Origin of the sequence: Jatrophihabitans lederbergiae (genome assembly GCF_031845305.1) — a bacterium.
GTDB lineage: Bacteria > Actinomycetota > Actinomycetes > Mycobacteriales > Jatrophihabitantaceae > Jatrophihabitans_A > Jatrophihabitans_A lederbergiae.
This window is the reverse complement of sequence record NZ_JAVREH010000036.1, coordinates 21,859-31,737: the sequence shown is the minus strand read 5'-3', so window position 1 is coordinate 31,737 and position 9,879 is coordinate 21,859. Positions and strand designations below refer to the sequence as shown.

The following is a 9,879-nucleotide window of genomic DNA, read 5'->3' as shown; positions in this document are numbered from 1 at the left end:
ACAAACCGATATTCTTCACCCTGAAGGTGCTCCTTGTTGACGACGATCTGGCCTCAAGAACCTCGATCATCGTTGACCTGGAGCACTTTTCAGTTCACCGGCACGCCGCCACCATGAAAGCCCCGGGTTAGTGCGACCGTCCAGAACTGCGCCTGCCTGGCGGGATCCGCGCTATCAAACGTAATGCCGATCTCGGTCGCTGTGCTGTCGTTTGAGGCCATCGGGACCGCCTTCCAATGGGACGCGTCCGGGTGTCGGACTGGAGGCAGCGCCGCCGCCGGTGGCCGTGTTGTCTGGCAGACCGCAGCGCTGGTAGGACTGGCAGTCATGATCCTGCAACCTGTCCTCGAGGGCACGGGTCCGGCGGTGCTGCTGCTGCACTCGACGGCGGCAGACGCCCGGCAGTGGCGACCTCAGATCCGCGAGCTTCGCGGCGAGGCCACCGTCGTGGCGCCGGACCTTCGCGGGTACGGCCGGTCGCCGCTGGGCTCAGAACCGTTCTCCCACGCTGGCGACGTGGTGGGGTTGATGGATAGAGCTGGGACTGGACCGCTGCGCAGTGGTGGGCTCCTCCGGAGGTGGCGCCGTGGCGCTGCAGGTCGCGTCCACGGTCCCCGAGCGGTTGAGCGCCCTGGTGCTGCTGTGTGCCGCGGCCGAGGGTGTGGAGCCGACCTTGCTCGCATCACCTGCAAGGCCACCATCGTCTCCGGAAACCGCGACCTGCCGTGGGCCGGCCATCTCCCCAACCTCGAGCGCCCGACCGAGACGACGCAGCTGATCCGCAGATCGATCCGCCACCGGGCATCTGCCTCGGCTTATGCGCGCAGGCGTTGTCAGTTCTGGCTGGCGACGACGCTGTAGGCGTACATGTCTCGGCGATTGTCTCCGACGCGTTCCCACCCGCGCAGCAAGCCCTCGCGCTGATAACCGCACGCCTCGGCAGCCCGCCATGACCCTTGATTCCAAGGCTCGACGAAAAGCTGCAGTCTCTGGACTTCAGAATGCGTCAGCGCCCAACTGGTTAGGGCCTGCAGGGCGGCCCGGGCGTAGCCGCGTCGGCGGAACTGCGATGCGATCCAGTAGCCGGTCGAGGCTCGACCGGTGTCGATCTCCTTCGTCCACAAGCCGATCTGGCCGACTGCCTCGTCGGTGTCGCTGGCCACGATTGCGAAGGAGTACCCAGCACCACAGACCAGTCGGTCGTGCTGGCGTTGAAGGTAGGCGTTGACCTCCACCGGGGAACCGCTCGCGGGTACGGTCGTAATGAGCGGGATCAGTGGGTCGTCCACCACTGACGCGACGAGATCAGCATCGCGCGGCCCGAAGGCACGTAGTACCACGGGCGTATTCATCAAGCGGGGCATTGTGGACGGCAGCATGCGCTGAGTCTCTGGGACGGCTCCGCCAACAGGCAAATAAGTTTGCCGGCCCCGTGCAGCTCGTTTCCAACCTCAGCGTGACGGCGTCCGATAGCCGACCCTGCACTGGCGCTGAGACCGGCCAGGGGCTCCCCACGCTCGAGCGCCTCGTCGAACATCGCCTGCATCATTCGGCGCAGCAGACCACGCCGCCGGTGGGTGGCGATCACGCCGGTGCCGGTCACGCCGCCCATCGCCACGGTCCGCTCGCCCGGCACGGTGATCTCGAACGAAATCATCGCCGTGGCGCCAACGAGCTTCCCGTCGACGAGCGCCGCCTGTGGGTGGAAGTGCTCGCCCATGACCTCATCGGCCGAAGCTTCCATCTACCCGGATGGACGCCGGCTTGTTCGGGGGCCAGGCTCGGGTCCTCCGCACGCCGCGGGCGCCGGCTCCCAGCTCGGCAACCCGTTGGCGAACGGCAGCACTCGCAAGTAGTCGACGACCTCCTCGCGCTCGATCGGGCGGATCTCCGTGGCCACCGCCCTATTGGAATTGGAGCAGATGGGCGCACTCGGAGCCGCACGCGGAGAGAAAAGAGGTAGGCGTCGGGCGTCTCGATCCTGTGACTCACAGCGGTAAGTGGCTCGGTTTCGCGGCGCTTTTTTTGTACGGTGGCTGTCCGTAGCCTGATCGCCAACCGAGGATCGTCAGGTCCCGGTGGCGGCGAGTAGCGCCGCGGCGGGCGCCGGACTGCTCCCGGGCCACTCCGGCGGGCTTGGTGCTCTTCTCCACCACCGGTCTGGTCGGTCACCAGCACTGCAGCGTCGCCCTGGAGGTCCTCCACGACGTAATCACGCAAGTCATCGCGCGGAGCTTCGATTCCCGGTCGACGTCTGGCCGTAGCGCTGGCGGTGCACCGCGATGCCGTCGCGGAAGCAGTCAGGATTCGGTCATCCTGGTTGCTCGGGTTTTGCCGGTCTCACTGGCGTCAGCGATCGCGTCGGCGGCGTTGACGGTCAGGGGCAGGAAGACCTCGTGAGGTCAGCGATATTGCATCCGACAGGCGAGGGGCGCCCCGGCGAACCGGAACGCCCCTTCCCCGTGGAGCCGTCAGATCACTTCAGATTCGTCGGGGCGTCGGCTGCGTCGCCGATGCTGACGAGGTGCTGCGCGTACTCCTTGACGTTGTCCTTGGTGACCAGCTGACCCTCGAGCGTGGTGTTCTTCTCGACCGACTTGCCGCCGATCACGTCGGCGGCCAGGTCGGAGACCTTCTGCCCCAGAGCGTAGGGGGACTCGGCGTTGGTGGCGTACATCTTTCCGGCCGCGATGGCAGCCAGGGCGTCCGAGATGCCGTCGTTGCCCACCAGGACGACCTTGCCGTCGAGGCTGCGGGACTTGAGCGCCGCGAGGACGCCCATCGCCATCTCGTCGTTGGCCGCGTACACGCCGTTGATGTCGGGATGCGCCTGCAGGATATTCGTCATGACGTCCAGCGCCTTGGCTCGGTCAAAGTCCGCGGCCTGCTTGGCCACGGTCTTGATGTTCGGGTGCTTGGCCGCCATCTCCTCCTCGAAGCCCTTGGAGCGGTCCTGCGCCACGTTCGTGCCAAGGAGGCCCTGGATCTCGACGATGGTCCCCTTGTCACCGAGCCCCTTGGCGAGGGCGTCGGCGGCGTTGCGGCCTGCCTGGATCGCGTCGTAGCCGACGAACGTCGCCAGGTCCCCGCCCTCGGGTTTCCGGTCGAAGGCCATGACCGGCACGTTCGCGGAGTTCGCCGACGTGACGCTGGCGGTCGCCGACTGGCTGCCGACCGGGTCGATGATGAGGATGCCGGGCTGCTTGGTCAAGGCGCTGGTTGCCAGGTTCAGCGCCGTCGAGTCGCTGTTGTTGGCGTTCTCGACGTCGAGCTTGATGCCCTTCTTCGGGGCCTCGGCCGCGGCGCCGTTCTTCACCGAGACGAAGAACGGGTTGTTCAGCGTGCTCATGATCATGACCGCCGATTTGCTTCCGGAAGCGACCGTGGCGTGGCTGGATCCCGACGCTGCCGATCCGCTGCCGCGGCTGCAGGCGCCCAGGGACACGACAACTGCGCCGACGGCGGCTGACGTTGCGATGATCTGCATGCGCGAATGCATAGGAACTCCTTTGTGCCCTGAGGGCAGCTCGAATTGTTGGGCTGGACCCTGGCTGCGCCAGGGACTTTTGATTGCTGCCATTCCGGCCGGGGACGCGGGAAGTCAGCGACTCACCAGTTCGTCGGCCGGCGCAGCGACGGCGCCCCCTGAGGGGCGGGACGGCCATCGGAACCAGGCCCGGATGGCAGTGGCGTTGCGGTCCAGCAGGACGGCGAACAGGATCACGAGCCCCTTCACGACGCTCTGCAGGAAGGGCGATACGTTCAGCAGGTTCATCCCGTTGTCGATCACGCCGAGGATCAGTGCGCCGACGATGGTGCCGACCAGGTCACCTCGGCCGCCCGCGAGGCTCGTCCCGCCGATGATGACCGCGGCGATGGCCTCGAGCTCGAGGCCGGTACCCGCGGTTGGCTCCGCGGTGGACAGGCGCGCGGTGATGATGAATCCGGCGAGGGCCGCCAGCGCGCCACTGATTACGAAGGCCAGGACCTTCGTGCGGTTGACCGGAATGCCCGAGAGCTTTGCGGCCTCTGGGTTGTCCCCCGTCGCGTAGACGTATCTGCCGAAGCGGGTGCGAGCCAGCAACAGACCGAAGACCAGGAAGATCACGATCATGATCCACACGGGCACCGGAACCCCGGCGGTGCGTGCCTGGCCGATGTTCTGGAAAGCGTAGTCGGACACGCCGATCGGGTTGCCCTGGGTGATCTGGAGAGTCAGCCCGGCGAGCACCGACATCATCGCCAGGGTGGCGATGAACGACGGCATCCGCGTTTTGGTCACCAGGAGCCCGTTGACCAGCCCTGCCAGCGCGCCGACGCCCAGGCCCACAACCATGCCGATCACGGTGCTGTGATGCTGCAGGGTCATCGCGGTGATCGCTGCCGAGAAGCCCAGGACGGCTCCGACCGACAAGTCGATCTCGGCCAGAATGATAACGAATGTCTGTCCTGCCGCCAGCAACGCGGTCACCGAGGTGGCCAGGCCGACGTTGAGCAGGTTGCCTGAGGTCCCGAATGCCGGGGAGGCGATCGCCAGGGCGATGCACACCGCAATCAGCATCCATACCGCACGCAGCTCACGGGCGATCTGCTGTAGACGCGCCTTCATGCCACGACCTCCATTGCGTGTTCGAGCACGGCCTGCTGGGTGATCCGGTTTCCGGTGAGCTCCGAGACGACGCGACCGGCCCGCAGGACGAGCACCCGGTCCGACATCGCGACCAGTTCGGGGAGGTCGGAGCTGACCATCACGACGGCGACACCGGTGGCCGTGAGCTCGTTGAGAATCCGGTAGATCTCGGTTTTGGCCCCGACATCAACGCCTCGGGTGGGCTCCTCCATCAGCAGCACCCGCGGGGAGGTCATCACCCACTTGCCGAACAGCGCCTTCTGTTGATTGCCGCCCGAGAGGGTGCCGACGTCGACGTTCGGCGAGGACGCGCGCACCCGGAGCTGGGTCATTACGTCGGTCACCCGGTCGTTCTCGCGCCGACGCTGCACGACGCCGAGACGCTGGGTGAGGGACCTGAGCGCGGCCAGCGAGATGTTCTCGGCGACCGACCGGCCGGGGCACAGCCCGTCCGCCTGCCGGTCAGGGGTGATGTAGGCGATTCCACGGCGGATGGCCGCGGCCGGCGACGACGCGGTCATCGGTCGACCACCCATGCTGACCGTGCCGGACTCGGCCGGCTCCAGGCCGAAGAGGGTGCGCAGCAGCTGCGTCCGACCCGATCCCATGACGCCGCCCAGTCCGAGGACCTCCCCCGCGTGCACGTCGAAGGTGACGTCCTCGAACGCACCGGATCGCGTCAGCCCTCGGACGCTGAGCGCCGTCTCCGGCCGCGCGTTCGCCTCCTTGGGGTAGAAGTCGCCCACCGTGCGACCGACCATCGCGCCCACGACCTGGTCGTGGGTCAGTTCCTTGGTCGCGCCTTCGAGCGCCACCGCGCCGTCGCGCAGCACGACCACGCGGTCGGCCAGGGCGAAGACCTCGTCCTGGCGGTGACTGATGTACACGATGCCGACGCCGTCGGCGCGCAACCGGCGTACCTGCGCGAACAGCTGCTCGGACTCGCGGTCGTCGAGCGCCGCCGTCGGCTCGTCGAGGATGAGCACGTTCAGGTGATGGCCGATCGCCTTCGCGATCTCCACCATCTGCTGCTCGGCGACGCCGAGCTGGCCGACGTCGGTGCGCGGGTCCACGGAGACGCCGATGCTGTCCAGGAGCTCGGCCGCTCGCCGGGCCATGCGGCGCTTGGATACCAGGAAGCGGCCGAACTGACGGCCCTCCTCGCGGACGAACAAGTTTTCCGCGACCGACAGGTGCGCGAACAGGTTCTGCCGGAACTCCTGGTAGATGACCTGGATGCCGCGCGCCATCGCGTGCTGCGGGTCGCGGAAGGTGACCGGCTCACCGTCGATGGCGACCGTGCCGCCGTCCGGGCGGTACACGCCGGAGATCACGCGCGTGAGGGTCGACTTCCCGGCCCCGTTCTCGCCGACGAGCGCCACGACCTCGCCGCCGGTGACGTGGAGATCTACCCCCGCAGGACGCGGTTGTCGGCGAAGGACTTGTGCACGCCGCGCACCGATAGCTGCATGTCGGCCGCCGCTTCAGTAGACGACGCCGGCGGTGAGCAGCACGTTCGCGTAGGGGGTGAACTCCCCTGAGCGAACGGCTGCCCGGGCACCGGTGGTCGCGGCCTTGAAGTCGACGTGCGGCACGAAGGTCGCGGTCACTCCACGGGCGGACAGGCGGGCGGTGAGCTCCTCGAGCATCTCCGGGCTGTGCTGCTTGATCTCCTCCGAGATCACCGCTCCCTCGACCGCCAGCTCCTCGAGCACGGTGTCCAGGACGTCGAGGAACCGGGGCAGGTTCGCACGCACGGCGAGATCGACCCGTTCGACTTCCCCGGGGATGGGCAGACCCGCGTCGGTGACGACGAGCTGGTCGGTGTGGCCCATCTCCGAGATCACGCGGGAGAGCTGGGCATTGAGCGTTGCATCGTTGCGACGCACGGAAACCTCCTGAGGTGATGTCGCCGGCTCAGGCGACGACGGTGGATGCAGCCAGGGCGAGAACTTCGTCGCGCGCAGGCAGCGACGGGCTGGCGCCGGCCCGGGTGACCGCGAGCGCACCGGCGGCCATGCCGTGCCGCACGGCGTCCGCCAGCTCCACGCCGGCGGCTAGTGCCGCGCCGAGGGTGCCGGTGAAAGCGTCGCCGGCCGCGGTGGTGTCCAGTGCCTGTACCGGGAAGGGCGGGAAGAGCCGGGGCCGCTCACCGGCGCTGACCAGGAGGGCTCCGGCATCGCCGAGAGTGATCACCGCGTGTCGTACGCCCCGGTCGAGGAACCACTGACCGGCCCGGGCGGCGCTGGACTCATCGGTGACCTCGACGCCGGTCAGGATGCTCGCCTCGGTCTCGTTGGGGGTGACGATGTCGACGTGCGGCCAGATGTCGTCGGGCACCGGAACGGCCGGGGCCGGGTCCAGCACGACGGTCAGCCCGGCCCGCGCGCCGGCGGCGGCTGCGTGCGCCGTCACGGAGGCACGGATCTCCAGTTGCAGCAGCAGGACCGAGACGTCGTTCCGGACGGCGGCCAGACCGCTGTCGACCTGCGCGTCATCCAGCCGTGCGTTGGCCAGCGGCGTGATGACGATGTCGTTCTGCCCGGACGAGTCGACGCGGATGTGCGCGACTCCGGTGGGCCCGTCGACGGTGCGGAGGAGGTCGGTGTCGACCCCGTGCTCGCGCAACCCGCCGGAGGTCAGCTCGGCGAAGGGGTCGTCCCCGACGCAGCCGATCATCCAGGTGGGGGTGCCGAAGCGAGCCGACGCGACGGCCTGATTGGCGCCCTTCCCGCCCAGCACGAGGGTGAAGTCGTTACCGAGCACGGTCTCCCCGGCACGAGGCAGCCGGTCGGCGAAGGCGGTGACGTCGGCGGTGATGCTGCCGACGACGAGAACTCCCGAGGGGCTCACGGCGGAACTGCCTTCCTGCATCGAGGGGACGGGGGGTGGGCGGTGGCGTGCTGCCGGGCTCAGACACCGATCGGGTGCCAGACGGTCTTGGTCTCGAGGACGCCGAGCATCCGGTCCATGCCGGGTGGAGCGGCCCAGTCCTCGGCACCGGGACGGCGCACCCGCTTCAAGTTGTCCGCCGCCGCGATCTCGAGATCCCGGGCGAGGTCCGCCGGGACGCCGGTCAGGTCGAGGGCGTCGACGTCCATGTGCGAGGCCAGCCAGGGGGCCAGTTCGGCGGTGGCGCCGGTGAGCAGGTTGACGACTCCCCCGGGCACGTCGCTGGCGGCGAGCACCTCGGTCAGCGTCACCGCCGGCAACGGCCGGTCCTGCGACGCCAGCACGACGGCCGTGCAGCCGGTGGCCACGACCGGCGCCAGCACCGCGACCAGGCCCAGTAGGCTGGAGTCCTGCGGTGCCAGCACGCCGACGACGCCGGTCGGTTCGGGCAGGGTGAAGTCGAAGTAGGGCCCGGCCACGGGATTGGTCGTCCCGACGACGGCCGCGAGCTTGTCGGTCCAGCCGGCGTACCAGACCCACCTGTCGACGGCCGCGTCCACCTGGGCCATCGCGGCAGGGGCCGAGAGCCGCTCCGCCGCGGCGACCTCGTCGGCGAACTGGGCACGCCGGCCCTCGAGCATCTCGGCGACGCGGTACAGGACCTGACCGCGGTTGTAGGCCGTCGCCGCCGACCAGCCCGGGAACGCCTTGCGGGCCGCCTGGACGGCGTCACGGACGTCCTTGCGGGACGCCGCGGCCGCGTTCGCGAGGAACTCCCCTGCCGGTGTGGTCACCGGGTAGGAACGCCCGGACTCGCTGCGGGGGAAGGCTCCCCCCAGGTAGAGCTTGTAGGTCTTCCGGACCGGGATGCGGTCGCTCATCGGGTCGCCTCCAGGCGTCGGGCCGGCTCGCTCGTCGTCAGGTACGGCGCCAGCCCGTGGCGGCCGCCCTCGCGCCCGTAGCCGGACTCCTTGTAGCCACCGAAGGGGCTGGTCGGGTCGAAGCGGTTGAAGGTGTTGGCCCACACCACCCCGGCGCGCAGCCGGTTGGCGGCCCAGAGGATGCGCGACCCCTTCTCGGTCCAGACGCCGGCCGACAGCCCGTAGGGGGTGTTGTTGGCCTTCTCGACCGCCTCGTCCGGGGTGCGGAAGGTCAGGACCGACAGGACCGGGCCGAAGATCTCCTCGCGCGCGATCCGGTGCGCCTGGGTGACACCGGTGAAGACGGTCGGCGGAAACCAGAAGCCTCGCTCGGGCAGCCTGCAACCGGGCGGCGACCAGCGGCCCGCGCCCTCGGCGTCACCAGCGTCAGCGAGCTCGGTGATCCGCTCGAGCTGGGCGGCGGAGTTGATCGCCCCGATGTCGGTGTTCTTGTCCAGCGGGTCCCCGAGGCGCAGGGTGCTCAGCCGGCGGCGCAGCGAGTCCAGCACCTCCTCGGCGATGCTCTCCTGGACCAGCAGTCGCGAGCCGGCGCAGCAGACGTGGCCCTGGTTGAAGAAGATGCCGGTGACGATGCCCTCGACCGCCTGATCCACCGGGGCGTCGTCGAAGACGATGTTGGCGCCCTTGCCACCGAGTTCCAGTGTGGCCTTCTTCGCGGTGCCGGCGATTGTCCGGGCGATGGCCTTGCCCACCTCGGTGGAGCCGGTGAAGGCGACCTTGTCGATCCCCGGGTGCCCGACCAGGGCCTGCCCGGTCTCACCGGCCCCGGTCAGGATGTTCACGACGCCGGGCGGCAGATCGGCCTGCTGGCAGATCTCGGCGAACAGCAGCGCGGTGACCGGCGTGGTCTCGGCGGGCTTGAGGACGACGGTGTTGCCGCACGCCAGCGCGGGAGCGATCTTCCAGGCCAGCATCAGCAGGGGGAAGTTCCACGGGATCACCTGACCAGCGACCCCGACCGGCCGCGCGTCGGGACCCAGTCCCGCGTGCTCCAGCTTGTCGGCCCATCCCGCGTAGTAGAAGAAGTGCGCCGCGACCAGCGGCACGTCGATGTCCCGGGTCTCCTTGATCGGCTTGCCGTTGTCCAGGCTCTCGGCGACCGCCAGCTCGCGGGCCCGCTCGGCCACGATCCGCGCGATCCGGAACAGGTACTTGCCCCGCTCCGATCCGGACAGCCGGGACCAGGCCCCCTCGTAGGCCCGCCGGGCGGCGGCGACGGCACGGTCGACGTCCTGGGCGCCGGCGAGTGCGACCTCGGTCAGGACCTCCTCGGTCGCCGGATTGACGGTGGCGAAGCTCCCGCCGTCCACGGGATCGACGAACTGCCCGTCGATGAACAAGCCGTAGGACGGCCTGATGTCCACCACCGCCATCGACTCGGGCGCCGGGGCGTACTCGAAAACGCTGGTCATCGGG

Annotated in this window: 10 protein-coding genes and 1 pseudogene; 2 read left to right on the top strand and 9 right to left on the bottom strand. The window is 69.0% G+C overall.

All coding sequences use genetic code 11. The features are described 5' to 3' along the window. Positions 1–183 precede the first annotated feature (183 nt). Together RM423_RS25800 and RM423_RS25795 are read left to right on the top strand one after the other, a co-directional pair. Positions 184–531, top strand: a pseudogene (locus RM423_RS25800) (alpha/beta fold hydrolase); the annotation flags it as partial. Between the two features lie 28 nt (positions 532–559). Then, a complete protein-coding gene (locus tag RM423_RS25795) occupies positions 560–778 on the top strand; it encodes an alpha/beta fold hydrolase (protein WP_396327783.1) in 219 nt (72 codons plus the stop codon). A gap of 55 nt (positions 779–833) precedes the next feature. Here RM423_RS25795 and RM423_RS18445 read toward each other — a convergent pair whose 3' ends face one another. The 9 genes from RM423_RS18445 to RM423_RS18405 all read right to left on the bottom strand — a co-directional run bounded on the left by RM423_RS18445 (position 834) and on the right by RM423_RS18405 (position 9,875). Further along, positions 834–1,352: a GNAT family N-acetyltransferase gene (locus RM423_RS18445; protein ID WP_311424515.1), complete on the bottom strand. Its 519-nt coding sequence runs from the start codon at positions 1,350–1,352 to the stop codon at positions 834–836. Then, positions 1,352–1,744: a GNAT family N-acetyltransferase gene (locus RM423_RS18440; RefSeq protein WP_311424514.1), complete on the bottom strand. Its 393-nt coding sequence runs from the start codon at positions 1,742–1,744 to the stop codon at positions 1,352–1,354. The genes RM423_RS18445 and RM423_RS18440 overlap by 1 nt, the downstream gene beginning before the upstream one ends. Positions 1,745–2,476: 732 nt before the next feature. Next, on the bottom strand, positions 2,477–3,499 hold the full coding sequence (locus RM423_RS18435) for a sugar ABC transporter substrate-binding protein (protein ID WP_311424513.1): 1,023 nt from the start codon (positions 3,497–3,499) through the stop codon (positions 2,477–2,479). A 102-nt stretch (positions 3,500–3,601) separates the two neighbouring features. Next, positions 3,602–4,609: an ABC transporter permease gene (locus RM423_RS18430; RefSeq protein ID WP_311424512.1), complete on the bottom strand. Its 1,008-nt coding sequence runs from the start codon at positions 4,607–4,609 to the stop codon at positions 3,602–3,604. Beyond that, positions 4,606–6,093 carry a sugar ABC transporter ATP-binding protein gene (locus RM423_RS18425; RefSeq protein ID WP_311424516.1) on the bottom strand — a complete coding sequence of 496 codons (1,488 nt, stop codon included), beginning with the start codon at positions 6,091–6,093 and terminating at the stop codon, positions 4,606–4,608. The genes RM423_RS18430 and RM423_RS18425 overlap by 4 nt, the downstream gene beginning before the upstream one ends. A gap of 21 nt (positions 6,094–6,114) precedes the next feature. Then, positions 6,115–6,519: a D-ribose pyranase gene (gene rbsD / locus RM423_RS18420; RefSeq protein ID WP_311424511.1), complete on the bottom strand. Its 405-nt coding sequence runs from the start codon at positions 6,517–6,519 to the stop codon at positions 6,115–6,117. A gap of 28 nt (positions 6,520–6,547) precedes the next feature. Next, on the bottom strand, positions 6,548–7,483 hold the full coding sequence (gene rbsK / locus RM423_RS18415; RefSeq protein ID WP_311424510.1) for a ribokinase: 936 nt from the start codon (positions 7,481–7,483) through the stop codon (positions 6,548–6,550). Between the two features lie 59 nt (positions 7,484–7,542). Then, positions 7,543–8,403: an aldehyde dehydrogenase family protein gene (locus tag RM423_RS18410; RefSeq protein ID WP_311424509.1), complete on the bottom strand. Its 861-nt coding sequence runs from the start codon at positions 8,401–8,403 to the stop codon at positions 7,543–7,545. Beyond that, complete coding sequence (locus tag RM423_RS18405; RefSeq protein WP_311424508.1) at positions 8,400–9,875, bottom strand: aldehyde dehydrogenase family protein; 1,476 nt, start codon at positions 9,873–9,875, stop codon at positions 8,400–8,402. The genes RM423_RS18410 and RM423_RS18405 overlap by 4 nt, the downstream gene beginning before the upstream one ends. Positions 9,876–9,879: the final 4 nt, after the last annotated feature.

What these genes read in the sequence shown, in the direction of transcription:
- RM423_RS18445 (WP_311424515.1), bottom strand. Translation starts at nt 1,352, where the DNA reads ATGAATACGCCCGTGGTACTACGTGCCTTCGGGCCGCGCGATGCTGAT.
- RM423_RS18440 (WP_311424514.1), bottom strand. Translation starts at nt 1,744, where the DNA reads ATGGAAGCTTCGGCCGATGAGGTCATGGGCGAGCACTTCCACCCACAG.
- RM423_RS18430 (WP_311424512.1), bottom strand. Translation starts at nt 4,609, where the DNA reads ATGAAGGCGCGTCTACAGCAGATCGCCCGTGAGCTGCGTGCGGTATGG.
- RM423_RS18410 (WP_311424509.1), bottom strand. Translation starts at nt 8,403, where the DNA reads ATGAGCGACCGCATCCCGGTCCGGAAGACCTACAAGCTCTACCTGGGG.
- RM423_RS18435 (WP_311424513.1), bottom strand. Translation starts at nt 3,499, where the DNA reads ATGCATTCGCGCATGCAGATCATCGCAACGTCAGCCGCCGTCGGCGCA.
- RM423_RS18405 (WP_311424508.1), bottom strand. Translation starts at nt 9,875, where the DNA reads ATGACCAGCGTTTTCGAGTACGCCCCGGCGCCCGAGTCGATGGCGGTG.